24 protein-coding genes are annotated in these 24,025 nt (G+C 41.0%); 10 read left to right on the forward strand and 14 right to left on the reverse strand.

Features of this window, described 5'->3' with window-relative positions; all coding sequences use genetic code 11:
* Positions 1-79 precede the first annotated feature (79 nt).
* A complete protein-coding gene (locus tag CAL7507_RS31560) occupies positions 80-298 on the forward strand; it encodes a hypothetical protein (protein ID WP_144051199.1) in 219 nt (72 codons plus the stop codon).
* Here the strand turns inward: CAL7507_RS31560 and CAL7507_RS06925 are convergent.
* From CAL7507_RS06925 to CAL7507_RS06945, 6 genes are all read right to left on the reverse strand, one after another.
* Positions 290-640: a DUF5615 family PIN-like protein gene (locus tag CAL7507_RS06925; RefSeq protein WP_015127728.1), complete on the reverse strand. Its 351-nt coding sequence runs from the start codon at positions 638-640 to the stop codon at positions 290-292. The genes CAL7507_RS31560 and CAL7507_RS06925 overlap by 9 nt on opposite strands.
* The gene (locus CAL7507_RS06930) at positions 641-889 is read right to left on the reverse strand and encodes a DUF433 domain-containing protein (protein ID WP_015127733.1); all 249 of its coding nucleotides are present in this window, start codon (positions 887-889) and stop codon (positions 641-643) included. It abuts the gene before it with no gap.
* A 49-nt stretch (positions 890-938) separates the two neighbouring features.
* Complete coding sequence (locus CAL7507_RS31565; RefSeq protein ID WP_144051201.1) at positions 939-1,139, reverse strand: hypothetical protein; 201 nt, start codon at positions 1,137-1,139, stop codon at positions 939-941.
* A 28-nt stretch (positions 1,140-1,167) separates the two neighbouring features.
* Positions 1,168-5,247, reverse strand: coding sequence for a CHAT domain-containing protein (locus tag CAL7507_RS06935; RefSeq protein WP_015127734.1), 4,080 nt, complete (start codon positions 5,245-5,247; stop codon positions 1,168-1,170).
* A gap of 274 nt (positions 5,248-5,521) precedes the next feature.
* Entirely contained in the window at positions 5,522-6,460 is a 939-nt protein-coding gene (locus CAL7507_RS06940; RefSeq protein ID WP_042341936.1) for a DUF1822 family protein, read from the reverse strand.
* Between the two features lie 67 nt (positions 6,461-6,527).
* Entirely contained in the window at positions 6,528-7,262 is a 735-nt protein-coding gene (locus tag CAL7507_RS06945; RefSeq protein WP_236556897.1) for a hypothetical protein, read from the reverse strand.
* 426 nt (positions 7,263-7,688) lie between these two features.
* Here CAL7507_RS06945 and CAL7507_RS06950 point away from each other — a divergent pair, with 426 nt between their 5' ends.
* From CAL7507_RS06950 to CAL7507_RS06970, 5 genes are all read left to right on the forward strand, one after another.
* Positions 7,689-8,285: a carbonic anhydrase gene (locus tag CAL7507_RS06950; protein ID WP_015127737.1), complete on the forward strand. Its 597-nt coding sequence runs from the start codon at positions 7,689-7,691 to the stop codon at positions 8,283-8,285.
* Positions 8,286-8,298: 13 nt separating this feature from the next.
* Complete coding sequence (locus CAL7507_RS06955) at positions 8,299-9,240, forward strand: dienelactone hydrolase family protein (RefSeq protein ID WP_015127738.1); 942 nt, start codon at positions 8,299-8,301, stop codon at positions 9,238-9,240.
* Positions 9,241-9,276: 36 nt separating this feature from the next.
* The gene (locus CAL7507_RS06960) at positions 9,277-10,236 is read left to right on the forward strand and encodes a DNA polymerase III subunit delta' (protein ID WP_015127739.1); all 960 of its coding nucleotides are present in this window, start codon (positions 9,277-9,279) and stop codon (positions 10,234-10,236) included.
* A gap of 75 nt (positions 10,237-10,311) precedes the next feature.
* The gene (locus CAL7507_RS06965) at positions 10,312-10,566 is read left to right on the forward strand and encodes a hypothetical protein (RefSeq protein ID WP_015127740.1); all 255 of its coding nucleotides are present in this window, start codon (positions 10,312-10,314) and stop codon (positions 10,564-10,566) included.
* Entirely contained in the window at positions 10,563-10,913 is a 351-nt protein-coding gene (locus CAL7507_RS06970; RefSeq protein ID WP_015127741.1) for a type II toxin-antitoxin system RelE/ParE family toxin, read from the forward strand. The genes CAL7507_RS06965 and CAL7507_RS06970 overlap by 4 nt, the downstream gene beginning before the upstream one ends.
* Before the next feature lie 145 nt (positions 10,914-11,058).
* On the opposite strand, the gene CAL7507_RS06975 is transcribed toward CAL7507_RS06970, so the two are convergent.
* From CAL7507_RS06975 to CAL7507_RS06990, 4 genes are all read right to left on the reverse strand, one after another.
* Positions 11,059-11,190: a type II toxin-antitoxin system RelE/ParE family toxin gene (locus CAL7507_RS06975; protein WP_015127742.1), complete on the reverse strand. Its 132-nt coding sequence runs from the start codon at positions 11,188-11,190 to the stop codon at positions 11,059-11,061.
* Positions 11,187-11,537 (reverse strand): type II toxin-antitoxin system Phd/YefM family antitoxin, encoded by a 351-nt coding sequence (locus CAL7507_RS06980; RefSeq protein ID WP_015127743.1) that lies wholly within the window; start codon positions 11,535-11,537, stop codon positions 11,187-11,189. The genes CAL7507_RS06975 and CAL7507_RS06980 overlap by 4 nt, the downstream gene beginning before the upstream one ends.
* 94 nt (positions 11,538-11,631) lie before the next feature.
* On the reverse strand, positions 11,632-13,740 hold the full coding sequence (locus tag CAL7507_RS06985) for a serine/threonine-protein kinase (RefSeq protein WP_015127744.1): 2,109 nt from the start codon (positions 13,738-13,740) through the stop codon (positions 11,632-11,634).
* A gap of 47 nt (positions 13,741-13,787) precedes the next feature.
* Positions 13,788-15,485, reverse strand: coding sequence for a serine/threonine-protein kinase (locus CAL7507_RS06990; protein ID WP_042341941.1), 1,698 nt, complete (start codon positions 15,483-15,485; stop codon positions 13,788-13,790).
* A gap of 467 nt (positions 15,486-15,952) precedes the next feature.
* Here CAL7507_RS06990 and CAL7507_RS06995 point away from each other — a divergent pair, with 467 nt between their 5' ends.
* Complete coding sequence (locus CAL7507_RS06995) at positions 15,953-16,393, forward strand: hypothetical protein (protein ID WP_015127746.1); 441 nt, start codon at positions 15,953-15,955, stop codon at positions 16,391-16,393.
* A 19-nt stretch (positions 16,394-16,412) separates the two neighbouring features.
* The gene (locus tag CAL7507_RS07000; RefSeq protein WP_160166319.1) at positions 16,413-17,024 is read left to right on the forward strand and encodes a hypothetical protein; all 612 of its coding nucleotides are present in this window, start codon (positions 16,413-16,415) and stop codon (positions 17,022-17,024) included.
* A 400-nt stretch (positions 17,025-17,424) separates the two neighbouring features.
* On the opposite strand, the gene CAL7507_RS07005 is transcribed toward CAL7507_RS07000, so the two are convergent.
* Positions 17,425-18,003, reverse strand: coding sequence for a Uma2 family endonuclease (locus CAL7507_RS07005; RefSeq protein WP_015127748.1), 579 nt, complete (start codon positions 18,001-18,003; stop codon positions 17,425-17,427).
* 228 nt (positions 18,004-18,231) lie between these two features.
* On the opposite strand from CAL7507_RS07005, the gene purH reads away from it, so the two are divergent.
* Together purH and CAL7507_RS07015 are read left to right on the forward strand one after the other, a co-directional pair.
* Entirely contained in the window at positions 18,232-19,752 is a 1,521-nt protein-coding gene (gene purH / locus CAL7507_RS07010) for a bifunctional phosphoribosylaminoimidazolecarboxamide formyltransferase/IMP cyclohydrolase (RefSeq protein ID WP_015127749.1), read from the forward strand.
* A 709-nt stretch (positions 19,753-20,461) separates the two neighbouring features.
* Positions 20,462-20,776 carry a hypothetical protein gene (locus CAL7507_RS07015; protein ID WP_015127750.1) on the forward strand — a complete coding sequence of 105 codons (315 nt, stop codon included), beginning with the start codon at positions 20,462-20,464 and terminating at the stop codon, positions 20,774-20,776.
* A gap of 290 nt (positions 20,777-21,066) precedes the next feature.
* Here the strand turns inward: CAL7507_RS07015 and CAL7507_RS07020 are convergent, their stop codons facing one another.
* The 3 genes from CAL7507_RS07020 to hemN all read right to left on the reverse strand — a co-directional run bounded on the left by CAL7507_RS07020 (position 21,067) and on the right by hemN (position 23,994).
* Positions 21,067-21,759 (reverse strand): manganese catalase family protein, encoded by a 693-nt coding sequence (locus CAL7507_RS07020; protein ID WP_015127751.1) that lies wholly within the window; start codon positions 21,757-21,759, stop codon positions 21,067-21,069.
* Positions 21,760-22,001: 242 nt separating this feature from the next.
* Positions 22,002-22,280, reverse strand: a complete 279-nt coding sequence (locus CAL7507_RS07025) for a GlsB/YeaQ/YmgE family stress response membrane protein (RefSeq protein ID WP_015127752.1) — start codon at positions 22,278-22,280, stop codon at positions 22,002-22,004.
* 331 nt (positions 22,281-22,611) lie between these two features.
* The gene (hemN, locus tag CAL7507_RS07030; RefSeq protein ID WP_015127753.1) at positions 22,612-23,994 is read right to left on the reverse strand and encodes an oxygen-independent coproporphyrinogen III oxidase; all 1,383 of its coding nucleotides are present in this window, start codon (positions 23,992-23,994) and stop codon (positions 22,612-22,614) included.
* Positions 23,995-24,025: the final 31 nt, after the last annotated feature.

A 24,025-nucleotide genomic window follows, 5' to 3' on the forward strand; every position in this document is an offset into this window, starting at 1 on the left:
ATTTAACCAACTTCCTGGTAAAGCTCCCCAGCAGATAACGAACTCACCGATGCACCTAAATATGAATATGTGTATATTAATGCTAAGGTCGCAGCAAATCGTCAAAGATACCCATAATTTTAGCGATCGCACTTTGAATTTAACCCGTACCGTAAAGCGATCGCACTTCTCAATCAAGCCTTACTGTAAAAGCGATCACACTTCTCAACCAAGCCTTACTCTACAAGCGAACGACTTACGTCGCGCAAGCTTCGCCCAAGCAACATTAAGCAAATTCTCATTACAAGTATTATGGTGATGCAAATCTTACTTTATTTTCAGTAACGACTACAAACTGTTCGGGCAGTCTATCTGCATAATTTTCTAACAAAAGCTGAAGTTTATTGATTTTATTAGTAGCTCTTTCGTTCTCCAATCGCAAGAAAACTATACCTCTGTGCGAACTACCTTCTCGAAATACTTTATCACCAAAATCTTTATCGTTGGTTATTAAAATCCAATTTTCATTCAATGCTTTTTCTAGAACCTCGTCATCGCTGATACCCCGCGCTTCGTCATACACGGAGAACACTTCATAACCCCGATCGCGTAACCAACGAGCAACTTTTGACCCGGTACATTCGTCTACTAAAAAGCGCATTTAAGTATTTTCCACTAGTAGAGGCATAAAAGTGGTGTTTGATAGTGACTTACTGGCGAACAAAATACAAGCTTGAATATCTTCAGAAGTTAGCCCTTCGTATTCTTCGATAATTTCTGTGAAGCTGGCACCGTGACCGAGGAGGTTAAGAATATACTCAACACTCAAGCGAGTTCCTTTGATGGTAGGTTTTCCTGCTAGGACTTTTGGGTTGAGGACTATTCGTTCTAGTAATTGCTGATTTTTCATTTTTATTTTCCTTGTGGTTATATTTCTAAAATTTGATGATACTAATCTCCTAATTTAATGTAGCGCGATACGCGAAGCGTAAAGCCTTCGGCTTATCGCACTTTGAATTTAACCCATACCGTAAAGCGATCGCATTTCTCAACCAAGCCATACTGTAAAAGCGATCGCACTTCTCAACCAAGTCGTACTGTAAAAGCGATCGCACACCAACATTACCAAACCAATCACCCAAATCCAGCGATCGCAGCAAACTGGTATTTAAAATTACGAATTACGAATTACGAATTATTTTTGATGTTGTCACACAAACGTCTATCTTCTGCGCTGACATCGGGGTTATTTTGCAGATAATCGTGCAGCCAGTTGCAACCTTTTTTAAGCAAATAAGCTAGATTGTCATCTTTGAGGTTTATTTCTTTCAAATTCTCTGAACTCCAAAGTCTTCTACTTCCATCAATATGGTCTAAACTCCAAAGTTTAATTGTTCCATTATCGCTAGCAGAAGCTAAAGTCTTACTATCTGGACTGAAATTGATACTTGAAATTGAAGCACTATAACTTTTGAATGTTAATATTTGATTACCCTGATTGTTCCAAAGTTGGATGGTTCCATCATTACCAGCAGAAGCTAAAATCTTACCATCAGGACTAAAGGAGATATCTGTAATTGATTTTGTATGACCTGTCAATGTTGCAATTTCCTCACCTTGATAGCTCCAAATTTTTATTTTACCTTCATCATCAGCAGATGCAATTATTTTACTATCGGGACTAAATATAAGGCTTTGAAGCTTTCCAAGATGACCTTTCAATATTCTGAAGTTAGTGCCGTCTAGATTCCTTAAAGTAATTGTCCCGTCGTAATTTCCGACAGCAATTTGCTTGGGATTGGCACTAAAACTAACAAGATTATAAGGTTTAGTCTTCCAAAGGAGAAGATGGTGAGATTCTTTTTCTGCATTATATAAGCGAGGGAAAATAGACTTTGTTTGACTAGAATTACTCCATATGTATTTTTTCCGTTCTTTAGTAGTATCATATGCAATAGCTTGCCTCCAATTACTAATTTTATCTGTTGGTTGTTGTCTATTGAAAGTTTGTATTAGTTTGCCATTTAGATTCCAAAGTTTAATTATGGAGTTATCGTAAGAAATAATATTTTCCCCTTTAGGACTAAAAGTAAGTCTTTTTTGAGTACCCGTATCATCGGCATTAATTTTTATGGTTTTTGATAAATGCATTCCTTTATCAACTTTTTTCCAAAAATAAATTATCCCATCATTACTAGCAGATACTAATGTCTTGCTATCGGGAGTAAAATGAATATCTGTAACTATACTAGTATGAGTTTCTATTGTCTCTAAATATCTTCCATCTGTACCCCAAAGTTTAATTTTTCCTCCATTGTTAACTGCGGCTATAGTTTTACCATCAGGGCTAAAAGAAATTATAGGTTCATAATTATTGATAATAATTATGTTATCTTTTTCTTGAGTGTTAATTTCTTCTTGAAAAGCGTTGGAGATTTCAAAGGCATAACTTGCATCAGTCTGTAAGCGGTTACGCTCTCTTACACTGCCAACTACTTTCGTTAATGTTTCTACAACTCGTTGAATTGTATCTTTTGAAATTCCTGCTGAGGACTTAAGTTTCTTAGCTGTTTTGACAATTTCTAACAATGCTTCAAGTTCATTGTTTGATGCGAAAAGTTTTTCTGCAAAATAACTACCTGAAACTAGTTCGGAATTTTGAGACTTTATAGCTAGAGTTCTTGCTTCTCGCCATTGCCACCCAGCAAATACAGCAAATCCCGAAATCACTACCAAACCACAAACCAACCCAGCAATAACACTCCTCCGCAACCTCTGTTTCTGCTTCCTCTCCTTCTCCCGCAACGCCACACTCTTCTCAATAAACCATCGCTGCGGTTTACTCACCTCCCCACCCCGTTGCTGCAACCAATCCTCTGCTACAGCCAAAGTCGCACCCCGCAACAAAGCCCCCTCATCCTTACCACTCTCCACCCATTGCTGCAACGCAACCATCAACCCCTGTTGCCAAATGCGAAACTTGCGGTTCTCCTGCATCCATCCCCGCAACCGTCCCCAATGGCGAATCAAAGCCTCATGGACGACTTCCACCGTTTCCTCATTCCTCAACTCATCCCAGTTCGTCACCACCAACCGCTTGTCAGCCAAGCGCGTCACCAAATCCCAATTATCTCCCCCCACTTCCTCACTCGTCGCCAACCTGCGGGTATCCTCCGTACCTTCCCCCGGTTGCACCAACTGAATAAACACCCGTTGGGCTGTTTCCCGTTCCCCCTCGCTCAAGTCTGCATAAACCATATCTGCATAATTCGCCAGCGCTTGCTCCACCCCGCCAATTTTCTTATATGCTTGATGGGTTAACCTTCCCGCATATTGCTGCTTCCACAACTGAGTTAGGGTAAATTCCAACAACGGCAAACGCCCATCCCCATCTTCGATATCATCAATTATGGTATTACACAAACCCTCCTCAAACTCAAAACCCAATTGTTTCGCGGGGAGTGCGATCGCTGCTTCCAACTCCTTCCGATTCATCCGCACCACAGGCTCTAGTTGATACTGTTGTAGCGATCGCCCAAAAGGCTCATAATCATCCAACGCCCTAGATAAAAAATCCGCCCGTAAGGTGAGTAATAAGGTAAAAAATGGTGCATTATTAACCGCTTGTAGCAAACCATCCAAGAAAATTTTGCGTTCCTCTGCATCCGTACACAGAGTATAAATTTCCTCAAATTGGTCAGCTATCAACAGTATTCGCGTGACCTCTCCCCCAACCCCTCCCCTGCGTTCGCGCAGCGTCTCGAAGAGAGGGGAGGGGAGCATATTTCCCCCTTCCCTTGTAGGGAAGGGGGGTAGGGGGGTTAGGTTTTTGATAAAATTTTGTAGAGTCGCCGAATCGCGCTGTAAATTGACATCCAATTCCAACTCAGCCAAACGTCGCTCATTGTCTGGTAAATTTAACGCCGAAACCAACGCTACAGCCAAAGCAGCAAAGGGATTTTTACCAGGACGAAACGACAAAATCAACCAATTATTAACAGTATCCCCACGCAATTGCGGAATTAACCCAGCAAACACCAGCGAAGATTTCCCACTACCCGAAGCACCAACTACAGCCACCAAAGGTTTACTATTAACAGCAGTAACTAAACTCGCTGTTGCTTTATTTCTCCCAAAAAAATACTCGGCATTTTCTTCCTTAAACGCACTCAAACCTTGATATGGACAAAAAGAAATTATCCCCAAACTTTGCCAAGTTGGTGGTATTTCCGTCTGATTTTGAACAATTACCGGAAGCCAACTAGCGCAGGGAAATTCTGACTCTAGTTGTTGTAATTCCAACCGTGCATTTCTCACCGAAATATATAGAGACTTCCCACCAGTAAACTCTTGCAAAAAAGACTTCAAAAACTCCTGTGCAACTTTATCCGGTACAGGTTGCCGCATCACAATTACTTGGGGAATATGCAATTGTTCCAACTCATAAGCAATCCCCAAACCATCGCAGGAATTAAAAAATGCGATTTGCAAACGTCTTTGAATTGCAACTTGCAAAGCATCCCGCAATTCTGCGATCGTCAAACTGTCGTGATGATTTATATAAATCATCCCCTGGGTTTTCTCCGTTCGAGAATGTCCAGAGAAAAACAAAATATCCCAACCCAAATCATCTTGCAGATAATGATTTAAGTCCTCCCGTGATGGTTGTTGTAATAAGACAATTTCCGCATCATCACCACAGAAATTATGTAGCAGCTTTTTATCAGCTTCAATATCAATCTTTGAGCTATCGCCCAAAATAATTAAAATTCTAATTTTTTCTCGATATGCTCGTTCTCCCTGTTCTGCATTTGGCGAACTTAAAGCCACCTCTACCAGTGGAAAATTAATCAAAACATCCCACAAATGCCAAGGTAGTTGACGTAATTCATGACAAGAAGTCGTAATTATGATTCTGATTTCATCTTTGGGATTTAGTTTTTGTAAAAAATTGACAATAGAGGTAAAAGATGGTACATTCAGCCATTGATTAAAACTAGCAAGTAAGTTGATAGATTCTCTTGTACATTCTTGCTTTAAAGATTCCAGATTAACCCGACGACTTCCCTCAGATTTAACCCTAAATTGACTATATTGACTGCAATATATTTCGTGCCAGTTATTTAATAATTGCGGAATCTTAATATTTTCCGGTAACTTAGCTGTGGTGGTTCGGTAAGCGCGTTGTCCTTCATTAGCTATTTCTAAATTGACTTGAAACCCTGATTCAAAATTGCCATCAAATTTTAAAATAACCAGTTTTTTCATAGGTGATATAACCTAATATATTTGATTTAAATATCATCCATATTACAACCTGTAGTAGTGCGGGCATCTTGCCCGCTACTACCAATAAAGAGGATTCCTGCTATTATCAATAGGAAGGATTCCCACTACTACCAATAGGGAGCAAGACTTTGGCGTGAGCGCTCAGTCGAACGCTGCTCCCACTACTTTAAAAAACAATTTACGATGCAAAGCCTGTTTTATGATGTTCCCATACAGAGCATAGAAACCAGAAATTGATAGAAATTTTTAATCATCATACAACAAATTCCTGAGTCACTTTCGACTCACCTAAAATTATGTCAACACTAAATTCCTCATTTAATTCTGCACTTAATGTAATCTCCACCCAATCATCATGCTGTCGAGAAGTAACAGCATCTACTTCTTTTCCATTTTCATCATTAACAACCAATTTTAATCCTGGAGGTAAAGCAACACTTTTCTCTCGATCAGGATGAACTTGTACAATAATATCTATTTCGCCCTGATTTTGATTTTCCCCATCAATTATCTCTTGATTGTTGGGATTTAATTTGACAAGCAAAACCACAGACTCGCCATTTAACTGCAAACCAACATCAACTTTTTTGCACTTCGTCACGCTAAAATTTCTCGCAAATCTAAAACTCAATTCTCGTGGGTTAAAGATTTCTTCCACATTTAACCAACCTTCTGTAAATACTCCTTTCATCCATTCGCGAATATTGACTTTTGCAGTTGCTGCTTTTGCTGTTAAATAATCGAGTAAATCATCAACAGGTTGTAATTGATTTAAATGTATCCTGGCTAGTTGTTGAGTAGTGAACCCTAAAATATTTGCTTCTCTCAAAGACTGATTAAACTGCACCGCGATATATGCAATTCTATCTGCTCTTACCTCGGTGGGAATTTCCAAATATTCTGCATCTGGTAACACCGGACGACATTCGATTTTACCAATATTTTTTACTTCCAAATCAGCTAAATCAATTAAACTTAGCATCCACGGATTGCTATTATCTGCATTTGACCAATTAGTTTCAAACCCCATACAATCAAGATAATAATTGACCGCATACACAGCTAAAGTATTGAGATAGATTTTTTTCCCATCCTCAGTATTTGATATTCCTTGTCTTCGTTTATTTGCCTTTTCATGAGCTTCTATACTCAGAGGAATAGTGAAAGATGTTTGTTCGTGGTTAGTGTTCATGATTTTCATTGAATATGTTTGTGCAAGAGTGAATGATTGAGAATTAATGTTCTGTTGAATGTCCGATTTATTGTAAATATTTACGAAAATAATCGATGATTTTACGCTTTTTAATGTTGCGTTGATATAGCTCAGATAGCCTTGATATCGGATGACCTAATTTTTGAGATATATCTTCCCATTTTTCATTATCTAATCTCATCAATATGACTTTCTGTAAATTGGCATTTTTATCTTCGCCAATATAAGTATTTTGTAAAATTCCTTCGGGGTCATTTTCGACGAAATTTTTGGTTGTTGATATTTCCAACTCATCCTCAGTCTTCGAGATCAATCCATCGTTAATTTCCTTTTCAACCCTCAATAATTCTTTGCTTATAGGTTTATTAGAATCACTATTACGACTATCTAAATCATCACGGGATAATATTTTGTGTCGCTGATTTTCGGATTTCCTTAAAACATCTATAAACCGCGAATAAAATCTTTTATTTACCCAAGCCATCACGGGATGTTCTGGACGATAATCTTCGATTTGGTTGCAAATCTCCAAATAGGTATTTGCTTTTGCTTCGCTATAAATATCTAGAAAATCATGACGATTCCGCCATTCTACAAACTTGTTTAGTTTTCCCGAACTTTGAATTTTGGCAATCAATTTATTAAGAATTTTCCTTCGTTCTGCACTTTTTTGGGGATGGTTTTGTGCTGCGTAGACTAGCTGACGCAACTGTAAATCTAAATCATCATCCATCGAAATCTCCTGCTGCACCTCGAATGCTTGGTATTTTGTTGTCATCATAGATACATAAAATACTGTAGGGTAAATAGTTGTTTGAGCTATTGAAAATTTGCACCTTCGACGGAAGCAACGCCACACCGCGCGGTGAAATATCCTAGGTATCGAGCTTTTAGCGGGAATACATTCGACTTTTATCGATGCATGGTAATTCCTCTCCTACCTCTTTAAACCCTTATACGAACGAGGTGGGGAGTTTTTACGCAGGGTTTGGAAAAAATAGAAAAAATATTTGGAGCCAATCGCCTCAAGGGTTTGCCCTAGCCATCAGCTGCTACCTGATAACTAACTATAAAATGATACTTGCCTTTTGGTCTGCACTCATGAGAAAGTACTGTTGATAAACTATTAAATCTTTATCGATTTACAGTAGATTACGTTCGCAACATTGAAGCTAATAGTTGCTCACCAGGATATTAGGTAAAAATCATGAGTCAAATTTTAAAAGAAGTTTTGTCAGCCAACCAAGCATACGCTACGAACTTTGGCGAAAAAGGCAACTTACCTTTACCACCCGATCGCCATTTTGCCATTCTAACTTGTATGGATGCTCGTCTTGACCCTGCCAAGTATGCAGGATTGGCAGAAGGTGATGCTCATGTGATTCGTAATGCAGGCGGACGTGCTAGTGACGATGCAATTCGCTCTCTGGTGATTTCCTACAAGCTATTAGGAACCCGTGAATGGTTCGTAATTCACCATAGTGATTGTGGAATGCAACTGTTTACCGATGAAATCATTCGTGGTTTGCTCAACAACAGTCTAGAGACAGCAATAGTTGACGAAAACGGCTGGCGTGATGTTGGCAAAGGGCCCGGTTCTCCAGAAGGAGAATACATAGATTGGCTGACATTTAAAAATCTAGAACAAAGTGTTTACGAAGATGTCAAGCGTATTCGTAACCATCCCCTTGTTCCTGCGGCAATTCCTATTTATGGTTTTATTTATGATGTCAAGACGGGGCAATTGATTGAAGTATCAAAAGCAACAGAAGTGGGTCAAGCAAAGGTTTCTGTGACAACTTAGACAACCAGCCAAAATGAATGACTCACAAGACTTTCGTCAGCATCTGCTGAGATGTTTGGGAGGCGAATGGCCCGAACCTTGTCCCCTCGAACCACGGTTAGAGGACTCAATAGTTCGTCAGGGATATCGAATTGACAAGGTAACATATCAGGTTGAACTGGGAGAGCGCATACCTGCATATGTTCTGATACCTGACGGTGTGACTGCGGAATCTCCTGCTCCAGCGATCGCTTCTTGGCATCAGCATAACAATAATTGGACGCTAGGTAAAAGTGAGCCGGCTGGCTTAATAGGCGACTCGACACAATTCACAGGTGTTGCTCTTACACGCCTAGGGTATGTCGTATTATGTCCAGATGCCCTGTGCTTTGAGGAACGACAGGATTCGATTTTGCGAGGAGGTGATTTTGAGCGCTTTGTTTTCTTGCGCTATCTCGTCAACGGCAAATGCCTGGCGTGGAAATATATACTTGATATGCGTAGAGCGATCGATTATTTGTCTTCCCGGTCTGATGTCAATCCTGAGGCCATAGGCTGCTACGGTCATTCCCTCGGCTCTATTTTTACATGGCTTGTCGGTCCTTGGGAACCACGACTCAAGTGTCTAGTAGGAAACTGCGCCCTTCCAACCTACTCCGCCATTCACAGAGTTCGTCGCCTTGCGGGTTTCGGTATTTTTATTCCCGGTTGGAACCAATACGGAGATACACCAGACATTGCGGCGCTAATTGCGCCTCGTCCTTTACACCTGAATTTTGGTGCTGAAGATAGACACAGTCCGGTTCTTGATGTCAGAAAGGCTATGGAGACTATTGAGAAGGCTTATGGGAAGTATGAGGGTGAAGATAGCTTCAGTTACTTTATTGAGGAGGAGCAAGGGCATCTATTATCTGAGCAGATGTGGGAGCGTGTGAAATCTAAGTTTCTCAAATATTTGCCGCCAAATTGCATTTGACTCGGAACGTAGCGACAGTCAATCTACAATTGACTAATGACGCTTAACCCATTTGCACCACTGGTAGGACAACAGCAAGCCGTAGAGTTACTCACCCAAGCCGTGAGACAAAATCGGCTAGCTCCAGCTTATCTGTTTGCTGGCCCCGATGGTGTGGGACGGAGTTTAGCTGCACTGTGTTTTATTGAATTGCTTTTTTCTGAGGGAGAAACGCGAAATTTAACATCTCTGCATAAACGTCTGCATGAAGGCAACCATCCTGATTTATTCTGGGTGCAACCGACATATCAATATCAAGGACAACGACTAACAGCCGCAGAAGCCACAGAAAAGGGACTGAAGCGCAAAGCACCCCCTGTAATCAGACTAGAGCAAATTCGGGAAATTACGCAATTTCTGGGCCGTCCGCCAATGGAAGCACCTAGAAATGTCGTGGTGTTAGAACAAGCAGAAACAATGGCAGAAGGCGCAGCAAATGCCTTACTCAAAACTTTAGAGGAACCGGGACAGGCGACGCTGATTTTGATGGTGCCTACACCTGAGTCGATATTGCCAACTTTAGTTTCCCGTACTCATCGCATTCCTTTTTATAGCTTAGATGTATCGTCCTTGACTCAGGTACTCACTCAAGCCGGACACCAGGAAGTTTTGCAGCATCCGGCAGTATTAAGTATAGCGGCTGGTAGTCCAGGTCAGGCGATCGCATCTTATGAGCAATTACAAACAATTCCTGAACAATTACTAAAAGACGTGATGAAAGTCCCCTCATCCTATCTCCACGCTCTGGAGTTAGCCAAAAAAATTGATAAAGAATTAGATAATGAGCAACAATTGTGGTTAGTTGATTATCTCCAGCATTCCTATTGGCAAAAGTGGCATCAACCAGGCGCAATCAAGCAGCTGGAACAAGCGCGTAAAGCTTTACTTTGTTATGCTCAACCCCGTCTTGTTTGGGAATGCATATTTTTGTTTATATATCAAGTTCCCGCAGGGTAAAGAGCCGAAGTGTTCCATCCGACCGAGAACCGCTATAATATTGTGTGGAGGCTTTGTGCCAGAGGATGTTGCTCGATGACAATTGTTGTTACCCTTAGCCCTGAATTAGAAGCATTATTGCGTAACAAAGCTGCTCAACTAGGTCAAGATGTTAGCTTGGTTGCTTCTGAATTGTTGACTGGTGTCTTAGAGTGGGAAGTCAAAGACTCAGAGGATACGATAAAAGGGATTCAACAAGGACTAGACGATTTTGAAGTAGGACGGTTTCGGTCTTTCGATGAGTTTGCAGAAGAACAGCGTCACAAATATAGCCTACCAGCCGATTCATGAAATATCGCATCGAAGTTTCCAGTGTCGCGGAGGCTGAAGCAGACAATGCATTTCTGTGTTTATCTCAAGTCACGTCTCCCACCCAGGCAACTCAATGGTACGCAGGACTGTTACAAGCAATAGAATCTTTGGTGCAAATGCCAAAACGTTGCCCCCTGGCAAGAGAGAATGAGTACTTCAGTCAAGAAATTCGACAATTATTGTATGGTCGGGGGCGTAATTCATATCGAGTCCTTTTCACTATTTTGGAGGGTCAAGAGATATCGATAGTTCGCATTCTCCATATCCGGCACGCATCGCAGCACACGCTTGGGGAGGAAATGGAGGAACCTGACGACGCAACCTAACAAATCTTGGGAGTCGGCGTTTGAAAAATCAAATAGGATTCCTATAGAAAAGTTTGAAGCCGAAGCCACTGAAAACTAAATAGATGATTTATGAGAATATTATCTGGTTGATCAGGAGTGCGATCGCTACACAACTATCTTAAACTTACAGTTTCACCAAACGATTTAAAATGTCACCAATCTGCTTATCCGCCGCTATTTGATTATTTTGAGCGATATAAACCCAAATATCTTCCAAATCTTGCTCTGCGAGTTGAGAGATTTTGTAAAGATTCATGGAACTTGTTTTTGGTCGAGTTTGCGTCGTCCTCGTTCTTTAATGGTTTGCAGCAAACTTGGTAAAGACTCATCATCATATTCTTTAAATTTTCCATTCTGTAACTGTTCTACACCCAGAGCGATATCGCGCTGTAGTGCTTCTAACTTGAGTTTTTGTACTTGTGCTTCCGAACTTTCTAAGCGTCGCATCATCTCCTGAAAGCTGCTGGCATCTTGAATGACAATTTCTGCTTTCCCGTTAACAGTAAGTACAAGTGGGGATTTTGTCGCTTTGATTTGCTCGATAAACTGTTTGACGTTGCGTTTGAAGTCTGTCAGCGGGTGGATATTTTCGAGGTTAATCATATAGTGAGCGTATTGAATTCAGTATGAAATTAAGTTCTAATTAGATATTTTAATCGATCATATCCCCAGTGCGATATCCAGAGGCATTAACCTCTCACTGACGGTCTGTCGGTGTTGGTGTATCTGTGGGTGTGGGTGTCGGGGTTTCGGTAGGTGTTGGTGTTGTTGTGGGTGTTGGTGTATCTGTGGGTGTGGGTGTTGGGGGAGGGGTAGGATTTTCTGCTGAGATGCTAAGTTGATAATCTACTGGTTGTGATGCTGTAGAGACGACAACAAACTCATAAAAACCATTTTCTGGTAGTTTTGCTGATAGAGTCCGCTGTGTGGAATCTGCCAAAAATTGGACTTTACCAGAGGGGGAATAAATTGATAGCAAAACTTTGGAGTCCGCTTTTAGGTTTACTGTCAAAGATTGCTCTTTACTCAATTCGGCAATGAAGACTTTACCACCTCCTCGTTGCAGAGAGCCGCTGACTGTTTTGCTGGTGGTACCTTGTTCAAAAACAATTTTTTGAAAAGCGCTACCTGCGAGGATTGCACTCAGTTTATCGCTGACAAGTCCATACCAAACCTGTCCTATGGGCTGGTTGATAAAATCTTTACCGCGCTGTTCAGGGAAAGTACTGTAAAAAGCGGCATCCCCTATATCGTATAAAGAACGGCTACCAACGTTGATTTGGTTAACTTCCACCTTCCAACGATCGCGTTCGGCTGTTGTGTAAGTACCCAATTGCTGACGGGCTTTTGTCGTCATTGTTGACAGCTTGTCTAATAATTGTCCTGCCAGCTGATCCCATTCTTCTCGCAATTTCTCATCTTCGGGTCGATCGCTGAGAGTACGTCCTTGCAACCTAGGATTTTTTTCCCAAAAGAGTTGATTGACTAAGCTAGTGAAAAAGTTCGAGTCAATCCCCAATTGTTGACGGCGATCGCTTAATCTTTGTTTGCGTTGTTGTTCTGCTGGCGAATATTGGGCTGAGGAATTAGTAGGACTGGCTGTTGGTGTAGGTTTAATTATGTCGGTGTCATCTCCACCAGTGCGTGATTGTATCCAGCTATTCGTTCCCCACCAACCTAAGCCAGCAACACCAGCTGCTACAAACACCGTGAAGATGGTTTTTGTTGGCGTCCAGGTGCTGGTTTGGGAGGGAGAGAGAGGGATGGGCGGTGGAGGCGGGGGAGAGACGGCGATCGTCCCTGTGGTATCAGGAGCCGGGGCGGGGGGCTGTGTGGGGGTGTTGGTAAACGGTGATGGGGCGAGTGCTACTAGAACTTGACGCGCTGATTGATAGCGATCGCTCGGTCTAGGGGATAACATTTTATTCAATATTTGCCCCAAAGTTGGACTTATGCTAACTTCTTGTGGCCATTGCCAAGTTAGGGTATGAGTATCAATTAATTCTTGCGGTTGTTTACCTGTCAGTAAAACTAACACTGTCACCGCCAAAGCATATAAGTCACTATGGGGAGACACCAAACCAGTTTGCATCTGTTCCGGGGGCGCAAATCCCACCTTACCAAGGAGAGTAGGGACAGGGGGCGCAGTGACTGCACCAGATTCATAATATTGGGAAGCAACAGCCGCTACTACCTGTTTCACACCGCCAAAATCGATTAATACAGGCAATTGGTCTACAGTCCGCAGCATCAAGTTATCTGGAGAAATATCCCGATGAATTACCCCCATCGAGTGGACATAATCCAACACGGGCAAAATTTGCTGCATCAGCTGACGGACTTCCGCCTCTGTAAACCGCCAACCCTGCTGTTTACGAGTATTAAATAAGGAACTATATGTTTGTCCTTCTACATAATCTTGCACCAAAAACAAGTATTCCTTACCCCCTAAATTGATGCGGAAAATTTCCCGAAAGCGGGGAATTTGGGGATGTTGCAGCTTGTAGAGGACACTTGCTTCTCGCTGAAAGAGTTCTTCGGCTTTTTGTAAAACGTAAGCAGTTTGAACTTGGGGAGAGAATTCTTTTAAAACACAAAGTTCGCGGAAGCGGTTCAAGTCTTCAGCTAAATAGGTGCGTCCAAAACCCCCTTGACCGAGTTGACGCACAATCACATAGCGATCGCCTAAAGTTTGTCCTGGTTGGATAGTATGATTTATGGGCATATCCAATAACTTCTCACCACAACTGAGACAAAAGCGACTACCTGTAGGATTTTCGTGTCCTTGAGAACAATAATTGGTCATTTGTCATTGGTCAGTTTGTTCACTGTTCACTGTTCACTGTTCACTGTTCACTGATTGCTAGATTGTACTTTACTGACCTGATCGGCGGCGATCGCATACCAAATTTGACCGTAAGTTTGCTGGTTCAGTTTCCCACGCTCTTGACCAGGAAACAACTGATCAAATTTTGCGTAGGTGTCTTTGTTCAATTGACTAATTGTATATTTACCGAACTGTCCAGCTTGTGCTTGTTGTCTCCAGATGTCATAATCTCTTTGACTATAGCCTCCTAATTGACGACGAGATGCACTACTGAGGTTAGCCTGTTCTAGTTTTTGCAACAAGTCTTCAGCTATACCGTACCATTCATCCCGCAAAGCCGCATCTTCTGGTTCAGAAGTGAGGCTACGCCTCTGTAATTCTGGTTTTTTTGTATAAAATATCTTATCTGCCATCTGAATAAAAAATCCTTCGGGAATTTCTAGCTGTTGGCGGCGATTTAAAATTTGAGCAATCCGACTTGTGCCTTTGTCACTCACGGGTTTAGCTGCAGGCTTGCCACTTTCCGGGAACTTTGGTAGAGAAATTTCTGGTAAAGAGATTGAAGAAATACCCTGCAATGCGGCATTTACCAACGTCCAAGTACCCGCTACAGTTACAACAACGACACTTGTCCCCACAAAACTAACTGCAAATGGACGCAGCCAAACTGGCATAGGGATTTTTTGTACCGCTAATTGGGTTTTGCTATGGAATTTACTAGCGATCGCCTGTGTACGTCTCACTCCAGGAGCAGCTATCATAGTTTTGATTTTGGTGACATAGGGATTCGCAGATTTGACTGTAGCTGACGATGGCAAATCTTTGAGAACTTGAGCAGCATTTTGATAGCGATCGCTCGGTTTATAAGCCAACATCTTTTTCAACACAGTTTCCAACTTCGGACTGACTTTAATTTCTTTACCCCAGAGCCAAAGCCCCTGATAGCTATCGTAAAGGTGTTGTGGTTCTTTACCCGTGAGTAATACCAAAGACGTTACCGCCAACGAGTATAAATCACTACTAAAAAAAGCCTTTCCTTGTCGTAACTGTTCTTCAGGCGCATAGCCCTTTTTCCCCAACAAAGTGTGATTTACACCCAATCTAGTCATCCACAAACCCTGAGAAGCCGGTAACTGCTTCACCCCACCAAAATCAATCAACACTGGTAAATTATCAGCACGCCGCCAAATCAAATTATCGGGAGAAATGTCCCTGTGAACCACATCTCGCGAATGCAAGTAGGATAAAACCGGTAAAATATTTTGCAGTAGAGTTAGTACTTCCTCTTCACTAAAAGCTTTTCCCTGACTTTGACGCTGTTCTAATAATTGGTAATAATTATCGCCATCTATATAGTCTTGTACCAAAAAGAAAAAATCTTTGCCGCCTAACTTTTCTTGTAGCGAGGAATGAAACCGGGGAATTTGCGGATGCTGGAGTTTTTTTAGCACACTCGCTTCTCGCTCAAACAACTCCTTAGCTTTTTGTAAATCTTGCTTTTCTTGTACTTGGGGCGCAAATTCCTTCAGTACGCACTGTTGCTGGGATTGATTTTTATCTTCCGCCAGGTAAGTACGACCAAAGCCACCCTGTCCTAATTGTCGAATAACTCGGTAGCGGTTATGCACAATTTGCCCCACAGGCAGCGGTAATGGTTCACCACAGTGAGTACAAAAACGGTTACTACCATTATTTAAATGTTGTTGACTGCAATAGACCTGCATGGCACTGAGGGATAAATTGGGGTTTTTATAAGTTGATACAGTAGGGACGGAAGCATTTACGGAATCTGTTCCAGGGCTGGCAATAGAGAGATGAGACAAAGGGAAAGTAACTAATAATTCTACCCCTGTTAAAAGTGACTTGGAAAATTGCTGAGTGCTGAACCGAAAAATACTTATCCCCAATCCCCAGTTCATGATGGCTACTTAACTAGATCCTTAACTTTCCTCAACTTATCCCCATCGACCCTACTGAAATTAACCCATAAAGTATAGGAGTCCTGAAAAACGGACGGACTCAAACCAGACAGGACAAACCATTTAACAAGGCTTAGAGTCACACCCAAGCATGATATATGCGATCGCTAACTTGCAAAAGCAAGGTATTTCCAGCGTCGTCAACTTGTCCTGCTGATCAATCAAACATCACTAAAATCCTCAACTAATTCATTAATCAAGGAGATTCAATCATGTCTGTTACTCAAATTTCCGCAACCACTCGTCAGTCTCACCCAGCTACTCAAACCAAGCAATTGCGAGTTCGTAGACCGTTACAAATAGTGACTGCAATTATCGTTGCTAGCGTTCCTTTTCTAGGGATAACTTCTATGAATAATGTTACTAACGCGGCATCAGTAAAATGTGTGAAAACCATTAAAGGCGTGTCTGTCTGTGCAGAATCTAAAGGACAAGGTTATGAGATTTATTCCAAGTTGGGGCCAATTACCAGCCAGAAGCAATATGTCGGCAAAGATGGAGGTTGCGCTACCTTCGGGACAGTAGATGTTGCTGGAACTCGTGCCCAAGCTAAAGGTTGTTTGAAAATTAATCCAGTGCGGATGGAAGGTAAAGTAGAAGCCTGCTTCTTAAAGAAATGCAAAAGCGACGACTTCTCTTTAAATCTCCAATAATACTAAACCAGCGGGGGTTATGAATTTTTCTACTAATTCTCTAATTCTAACCCCTATTTCTTCCAATCATTTTTTTAGATATTCAGGAACTAAACACATGAAATATATCACTAACTATAATCATCAAAAACAATTCCAGCAAGCTTTAATTGGTGCAACCGCCTTTTTATTCTTAACACCTTTGTTTGTACAATCATTGCCTGTTCAAGCTCTTCCGACTAGCCAACCCGTGCAAGTTGCTATGAATGATTGCATCATGACTGTAACCACAACCACTAACTCATATAGCATCAATATTTGTCAGAAAACAGATAAAACTATTCAAATGTTATTAGTGAACCAAAAAACTGGTGAAAAATTGACCTTGCCTGCTATACAAGTCGATACTAGCGGTAATGTATTTCGTGCGAGTTTAACAAGGCGCGAAAAAATTACTACTAATTCCCCTCCATTCTTGATCAGAATCCCGATCGCTGCACCGCAAGTTACTACTTATGTTCTAGATGTAACCAAAAATCAGTTCTCTATTACCAAAGAAATTAAGTTGCCTGGAAATAATCGAAAATCAGTTGAGGTGGAAAAATTGGGAGGTGTGCTAATGTCTTCTAGTCAAAGCTATGCTATCGCTTAAAATTGATTTCAAATACATGTCAAAATTTATATTTCATCTTCCAATAGAATGGTATTGAGAAGATTCAGTTCACTGGATGCCATAAAATAGCGATCGCTAAAAACTGTTTACTGATGTAATGCCTTGTGGTCTTCAATGGTTTATCTTGACGGCTAAATGCTGACCATATTCATTATCCTAAAAGACTCAATTTATACAGTTAATTGAATTTCTCATTTCTCTGTAAATTAAAATAAAATTAAGTAAGAAAAATTTGAATAACTAACTAATTTAATCGGCATTAAATATGTGAAAATCGAGAGACTCAGATCCCCGACTTCTCAAAGAAGTCGGGGATCTTATTGTTCACGAATGATTTAGGACTGCTATACTTTAGCTTGTTCTGATTCCTAATAAAATTTTAGGGATTTAATCCAGCTTGTTGGAATATTGCGTGAGGGGTAATTTCCAATTCTGGTAGTAAATCATCAGTAATTATTTGATGAGAACGATAAGTAATCGGTAAGGAAGATGGCGCAAACACAGTTACAGTTCTAGCTTTTGTATCAACTACCCAAACAAGAGAAACGCCAGCTTTCAGATAATCAGTTGCTTTTTCTGCAATTTCACCAAAACTCTGACCGGGTGAAATGATTTCGATGATTAATTCAGGTGCGACAGGGCAAGCTTCATCTAATAGCCAATCAGCAGGAAGACGGTTATGAGAAATATAAGTTAGATCTGCTACAGGCATCCAATCTTGTTGATTTCGTGTTAGTTTAATTGCCCATTCAATCACAACCCGACCTTTTGTTTGTGCCCATGTAGACAATAGTATAAATAAAGCACCAGTAGTCGAGCCATGAAAAAATTTTGGTGACATTTCATTATCTTTATACTTGGGTACAGCTTCACCGTTAACAAACTCGTATGTAATATCTCCTTGGGGAAGTGCGAGAAATTCTTCTAGTGTTAGGCGTTGATTAGAAGACTGAACCATAGATGTTATGTGGGTAAAAGATGCTTGCTTTTAGTTTAGGCGATCGCCAATATTAGAGACTAAGCCTACTTAATCCTGATTTCCAGCATTTCTGACAGTGCTGATTCTGAGAGATGTAACCATATAAATTACAGTAGTCAATATTATTCCTCATGGTCTTGAAGTAAACCAAGGCTTATGCAAAACTTGAGATCCTTCGCTTCTAGCCTACTTTTAAGGAATTGATCAATGGCGCGTCTAGCCCTGCTGAGTGTATCTAACAAAACTGGTATAATTGACCTAGCCCGTAGCTTGGTTGAAGAATTCGACTTTGATTTAATCAGCAGTGGGGGAACAGCCCAAGCACTCAAAGATGCGGGACTCCCTGTCACCAAGGTTGCGGATTACACAGGTTCACCAGAAATTTTAGGTGGCCGAGTCAAAACCCTACATCCCCGAATTCATGGCGGGATTTTGGCGCGGCGAGATGTTCCCGAAGATATTACAGATTTAGAAAATAACCAAATTCGTCCGATTGATTTAGTGGTGGTGAATTTATATCCTTTTGAGGAAACGATCGCTAAACCAGGAGTAACATTATTAGAAGCCGTTGAACAGATTGATATCGGTGGCCCAGCGATGCTAAGGGCATCATCAAAAAACTTCGCCCATCTCGCTGTATTATGCGATCCAGCGCAGTATGAAGAGTATTTGCAGGAATTACGCCAAAATAACGGCGTAGCATCCCTAGAGTTTCGCCAAAGGGCTGCATTGAAAGGATTTTCGCACACTGCAAGCTATGACCAAGCGATCGCATCTTACCTCTCAGAAGCACAGCAATACACCCTCAGCGGTACACAATTGCAATCTCTGCGTTACGGTGAGAATCCCCACCAACCCGCCACCTGGTATCAAACTGGTACTACTCCAACAGGATGGGCGGCTGCAACTAAATTACAAGGTAAAGAACTCAGCTATAACAACTTAGTTGATTTAGAAGCCGCACGCCGAATTATTACAGAATTCACCGATACACCCGCAGCCACAATTATCAAACACACCAATCCTTGCGGTACTGCATTAGGCGCTACCCTGGTAGAAGCTTACCAAAAGGCTTTCAATGCTGATGCAACTTCTGCCTTTGGTGGTATTGTCGCCCTCAACCGCCCAATTGATGCGGCTACAGCACAAGAGTTAACTAAAACATTTTTAGAATGTGTGATTGCACCTGATTGTGATCCAGAAGCCCAAAAAATCCTGGCTAAGAAATCTAACGTGCGGGTTTTGACTCTAGCCGATTTGAGCAGTGGAAATAAGGATACCGTGAAAGCGATCGCTGGTGGTTTCCTTGTCCAAGCTGCCGATGATATTATCGCTGACGCTAGCAAATGGCAAATAGCCACAGAACGTCAACCCAGCGACGATGAGTTAGCAGAATTGCTGTTTGCTTGGAAGGTTTGCAAACATGTTAAATCTAATGCCATTGTTGTGACAAGCGATCGCACCACCTTAGGTGTTGGTGCTGGGCAAATGAACCGCGTCGGCTCAGTTAAAATTGCCCTAGAACAAGCTGGAGAAAGAGCCAGAGGTGCAATCCTCGCCAGCGATGGATTCTTCCCCTTCGATGACTCAGTCAGAACCGCCGCCGCCGCTGGAATTACCGCCATTGTTCAACCAGGAGGAAGTTTGCGCGATCAAGATTCCATCACAGCTGCTAATGAACTGGGTTTAGTGATGGTATTAACAGGCGTGCGTCACTTTTTGCATTAAGTTATTAGCGCACAAATAGTGCAGTTGGCAAAGTGTCACCCAATACTCTTGCTAGTTGCAAAAACAAGTGATATATTTTAGGGGTGTGAGGAGCAAGTTGAAAATAAAAAACGCCTGGGGTGGAAACACGGCAACACTCCCAGGCGTTTTTTATGTTTATAGCAGAAATTACATATTTTGGGCATTTGAAAAACTCTCACTCAAAACACTTGCCAATTGTTAAAACAAGTGATATGTTTTAGGGGTGTGAGGAGCAAGTTGAAAATAAAAAGCGCCTGGGGTGGAAACACGGCAACACTCCCAGGCGCTTTTTAATTGGAATGAAGAAATTAGATATTACTCACTACCCTACACACATAAATAATTTAATCACCTCAAATTTTTCAAAACTAGTGGTTTGTCAATTTTGTTTTGAGGGGTTTTTGGTAGTGCGGGACGAAAAGCCCGCGTGAGCGAGACGCTCACACTACAGTCCCTCATTTCAACCCTGACAGACTACTAGTAGCGTCTCAAGCCTAAAGTAGTGTATTAGATGAAAACTAAGTTGCTAACGCGCATATCTGGCTTCAGATAGGGATTCTCATATTTAACCAAGCTTTCCCGCTATTAGCTGTACACCCCTACCACCGAACTCCATTTACATGAGAAATACTATAGATAAACGTATAAAATTAAATAATAATCATAATAAGCAATCATAGGGGGTGTTATGTCTCGGATAACTCAAATTATTCAAAACACTTTCATTCGGATTGAAGCCTTGTTTGGTGTTATTTTCGCAAGTTTAGCTAATGTTGTAAAAAGCTTTTTTGGCTTGTTTGCTAAAGTATTTGGACTTGCCAGTCCTAATTATTTTGTAGAATCTGATGGTAAGGCAGAAGGTATCCAGCAAAGTGCAGCTAAAGATCCAATTCAAAAGGAGAAAATTCCTGAAACTCCCATAACCTTCACCAGCCGTCGTCCTAATGCCAAAAAAGTTGAAAATTACTACCTGAACATGGCGCGTGACGTGAAAAAGGGCTAAAAAAAGCCATTGATCAAGAAAATGGGAGAATGCGATCGCACTCTCCCATTTTTAGTTTTGTGGCAAATCAAATCTTGATTGAAGCTAAATTATAGCGCCAATCATCAAGACCTTTGCTAATTTCTAAAAACCTTTCATCAGACAATCATTAATCAATAGACCTCTTGCAAAAGTCGTTATTTTCGCGCTCTTTCTTTGCGTCTTTGCGCCTTTGCGTGAGACTAAAAAATATTTATGCAAGAGGTCTAATCTCCCAATTCTCAGTTGTGATTTGGCCTTGCTAAAGTTAATTAGGAATGACTTTCTAGCGGGTTAGCAATGTATTGAAAGGTTGGTTCAGAATTCCAAGGGCCACGCTCATCTTTACCATTACCATTTGTAGATAGGTTGTAATAAAGAGCGACAGTTTCATCAGGCTGAATATTACCAAATAGTGGATCTGTTAACTTACCCAGTGAATCTAGAGCCTTCATAAACATCTGAGTATGAGAAATTTCTCTTGTTAAAAGATGCACCAGAGTTTCTTTAGTTTCTGAGTCAGTTGCTAGCTTAATTAAAGCTTCGTAAGTTTGACGCGCTCCAGCTTCCGCCGCAATATTAGCTCTCAGATCACGCACTACATCTCCACCCTCATTCAAGTAATTTGCACTCCAAGCGCTACCCTGACTATCGAGAAAGTGGGGGCCTATCCCTTTGACTGCGAACAAAGTACTTTTGTAAGCCTCTGTTTGATCTACATTTTTAGTATGGGCTTCGATGAGCTTACCAACCATTTCTAAATGCCCAAATTCCTCGATTGCAATGTCTTGGAGCATGTCTTTAATCCCAGGATTTTCGACATGAAATGATTGCACCCAGTATTGTAGCGCAGCTGAAAGTTCACCAGTAGCTCCACCAAATTGCTCTAGTAGTAATTGAGCAAAACGAGGATTAGCCTCACCAATTTTTACCGAATGAATGGGTTCTTTTTTGTGAAAAAACATGCCCTGATCCTTTACAGAATAGATATATTGACTGGTTAATTCTTATGATTTTTACAATTGTAGTTAAAACTGCTAACCCATAGGACTCATGCCACATAATCCTTGTATGTTGCTGTTTAATTTTCCGTTCGTAATACTAGTGTTGTGCTAAGGTGTTTTGCAGGATACACAGTCAGCGCTTTAGTGCTTGATTAGGCACTCAAGCGCTAACTACAAACCCACAAAATTTGTCTAGCAGGATACTAAGCATTACTTCTTCTGCTCAACAATCCCCACAGATAAATAGCGATAATTGCACCGATTACGGCAACAAATAGGCCGGGAATACTTAAACCAGCACCAGCGGCCGTAAGTTGTAGAGTTCCCGTTCGTAGTAATGTAAATAAACTTCCGCCGAGAAAAGCACCGACAATACCTAAAATCATGGTAGAAAGAATTCCACCACCTTGATAACCTGGATAAATAGCCTTAGCGATCGCACCAGCTAGAAGTCCCAATACCACCCAAACAATCAGGTTCATAATTGCCTCTCAAATTCGATTTGTATACAATCTATCAATCCCTCTTCACAATTCATTCTGCCGAATGAAATAAGTTCTAGAGTCAAAAGGTAGAGCTAAAGATTTAGATTAAAGAATAGTTAAATAGCTGATCTTCTGCGAAGCATGGAATATTAAAGCTAAAAATAGTTATTTATGAAGCAAAAAAGGGACTGGGGATTAAATCAGTTAACAGTTAACACTGTTTCAGCCCTTGGATTTGACTCCCTTCTCCCTTCTCTACGAGATGGCTCCACTCAGGGCGCGTCGCTCAGTACAAGTAACTGATAACTGTTGAAATTCCCCATTCCTTTCAAATCGCACGAGAAAAATGTTTCTCTCTAGTGCTTGTGTGAGTATCAAATATCACAGTAATATTTCTCACCAGTAATCTACCAATATCTGTGATTTGGATGTGACTTGTTGATAGACTGACCAGTCCATCTGCTGCTAAGAGATGCAACACCTCTAATTCCTGGGAAAAATATTCATCAAAATTGATGTGATATTTATCTTCAACGTCTCGCTTATACAGATGAAAGTGAGACATGATGCCCATGATCACATCTCGTCTAATCATGTCATCCTGAGTCAGTTTAATACCTTTACTAGTTGGTAAAGCATCTGCATCAATTGCTTGATAATAATCCTTTAATTGCTTATGATTTTGAGCATAAGCATCTTCTAGCATACTAATGGATGTAGCACCAAAACCAAAGAGTTCCGTTTCTGCATGGGTAGTATAGCCCTGAAAATTGCGTTTGAGGCTACCATTCTGTTGGGCGATCGCTAATTCATCATTAGATTTAGCAAAATGATCCATCCCAATGAAAAGATACTCATTACTCGTTAATTCTTCAATGGTCATTTTCAGGATTTCTAACTTTTCTTGTGGAAGTGGAAGTGCAGCTTCAGGAATATTTTTTTGTGCTGGTTTCATCCACGGCACATAAGCAAAGTTAAAGACCACAATTCTGTCTGGATCTAGTGCGATCGTCTTTTTTACTGTTTCTCGGAAAGTCTCTCTAGTTTGATGTGGTAAACCATAAATTAGGTCTACATTCACACTCTCAAATTGGGCTTCTTTAATCCAACTCATAACATCAAATAGCATTTCTTCCGGCTGGACACGATTCACTGCTATTTGCACTTCTGGATTAAAATCTTGGATGCCAAAACTAATGCGATTAAACCCAATCTGTCTCAAAAATAAAATGTATTCTCTATCAACATAGCGGGGATTAATCTCAATAGAAATTTCGGCTTGTGGATCGATAGTGAAGTATTGTCTGATATTCTGCCACAAGAATTCTACTTGCTCAATTTCCAAGTAGTTAGGAGTACCGCCACCCCAATGAATTTGTAGTACCTGTCTATCAGCATCGATTAAGGCTGCAGTCTTTTGGATTTCTCGAACCAAATACTCCAAGTAAGGTTTAGCAATATTCTTATTGTTGGAAATTACCGTATTACAGCCACAGAAATAACAAGCGCTCTGGCAAAATGGGATGTGGAAATACAAAGAAAGAGGGGTTTTTCTTTGATTTGAGGAAGCGATCGCATTTTTGAAATCAGTGTCGGTAAATGCTTCGCTTAACTCAGTAGCAGGCGGGTAACTAGTGTATCTAGGTGCAGGGTGATCGTATTTTTTGATCATATCCAGATCAAATTTGACACTAGGTAAAAGAAAAACCATTAAAACCTCCGAGGTGCTACGACTAAGCCAC

The sequence above is a fragment of the Calothrix sp. PCC 7507 genome (genome assembly GCF_000316575.1).
Classification (GTDB): Bacteria; Cyanobacteriota; Cyanobacteriia; order Cyanobacteriales; family Nostocaceae; genus Fortiea.

Bases quoted from the DNA above. Each gene is read 5' to 3' on its own strand.
- CAL7507_RS31560 (WP_144051199.1), top strand. From the start codon at position 80: ATGCTAAGGTCGCAGCAAATCGTCAAAGATACCCATAATTTTAGCGAT.
- CAL7507_RS06925 (WP_015127728.1), bottom strand. From the start codon at position 640: ATGCGCTTTTTAGTAGACGAATGTACCGGGTCAAAAGTTGCTCGTTGG.
- CAL7507_RS06930 (WP_015127733.1), bottom strand. From the start codon at position 889: ATGAAAAATCAGCAATTACTAGAACGAATAGTCCTCAACCCAAAAGTC.
- CAL7507_RS06935 (WP_015127734.1), bottom strand. From the start codon at position 5,247: ATGAAAAAACTGGTTATTTTAAAATTTGATGGCAATTTTGAATCAGGG.
- CAL7507_RS06940 (WP_042341936.1), bottom strand. From the start codon at position 6,460: ATGAACACTAACCACGAACAAACATCTTTCACTATTCCTCTGAGTATA.
- CAL7507_RS06945 (WP_236556897.1), bottom strand. From the start codon at position 7,262: ATGATGACAACAAAATACCAAGCATTCGAGGTGCAGCAGGAGATTTCG.
- CAL7507_RS06950 (WP_015127737.1), top strand. From the start codon at position 7,689: ATGAGTCAAATTTTAAAAGAAGTTTTGTCAGCCAACCAAGCATACGCT.
- CAL7507_RS06955 (WP_015127738.1), top strand. From the start codon at position 8,299: ATGAATGACTCACAAGACTTTCGTCAGCATCTGCTGAGATGTTTGGGA.
- CAL7507_RS06960 (WP_015127739.1), top strand. From the start codon at position 9,277: ATGACGCTTAACCCATTTGCACCACTGGTAGGACAACAGCAAGCCGTA.
- CAL7507_RS06965 (WP_015127740.1), top strand. From the start codon at position 10,312: ATGACAATTGTTGTTACCCTTAGCCCTGAATTAGAAGCATTATTGCGT.
- CAL7507_RS06970 (WP_015127741.1), top strand. From the start codon at position 10,563: ATGAAATATCGCATCGAAGTTTCCAGTGTCGCGGAGGCTGAAGCAGAC.
- CAL7507_RS06975 (WP_015127742.1), bottom strand. From the start codon at position 11,190: ATGAATCTTTACAAAATCTCTCAACTCGCAGAGCAAGATTTGGAAGAT.
- CAL7507_RS06980 (WP_015127743.1), bottom strand. From the start codon at position 11,537: ATGATTAACCTCGAAAATATCCACCCGCTGACAGACTTCAAACGCAAC.
- CAL7507_RS06985 (WP_015127744.1), bottom strand. From the start codon at position 13,740: ATGACCAATTATTGTTCTCAAGGACACGAAAATCCTACAGGTAGTCGC.
- CAL7507_RS06990 (WP_042341941.1), bottom strand. From the start codon at position 15,485: ATGCAGGTCTATTGCAGTCAACAACATTTAAATAATGGTAGTAACCGT.
- CAL7507_RS06995 (WP_015127746.1), top strand. From the start codon at position 15,953: ATGTCTGTTACTCAAATTTCCGCAACCACTCGTCAGTCTCACCCAGCT.
- CAL7507_RS07000 (WP_160166319.1), top strand. From the start codon at position 16,413: ATGAATTTTTCTACTAATTCTCTAATTCTAACCCCTATTTCTTCCAAT.
- CAL7507_RS07005 (WP_015127748.1), bottom strand. From the start codon at position 18,003: ATGGTTCAGTCTTCTAATCAACGCCTAACACTAGAAGAATTTCTCGCA.
- purH (WP_015127749.1), top strand. From the start codon at position 18,232: ATGGCGCGTCTAGCCCTGCTGAGTGTATCTAACAAAACTGGTATAATT.
- CAL7507_RS07015 (WP_015127750.1), top strand. From the start codon at position 20,462: ATGTCTCGGATAACTCAAATTATTCAAAACACTTTCATTCGGATTGAA.
- CAL7507_RS07020 (WP_015127751.1), bottom strand. From the start codon at position 21,759: ATGTTTTTTCACAAAAAAGAACCCATTCATTCGGTAAAAATTGGTGAG.
- CAL7507_RS07025 (WP_015127752.1), bottom strand. From the start codon at position 22,280: ATGAACCTGATTGTTTGGGTGGTATTGGGACTTCTAGCTGGTGCGATC.
- hemN (WP_015127753.1), bottom strand. From the start codon at position 23,994: ATGGTTTTTCTTTTACCTAGTGTCAAATTTGATCTGGATATGATCAAA.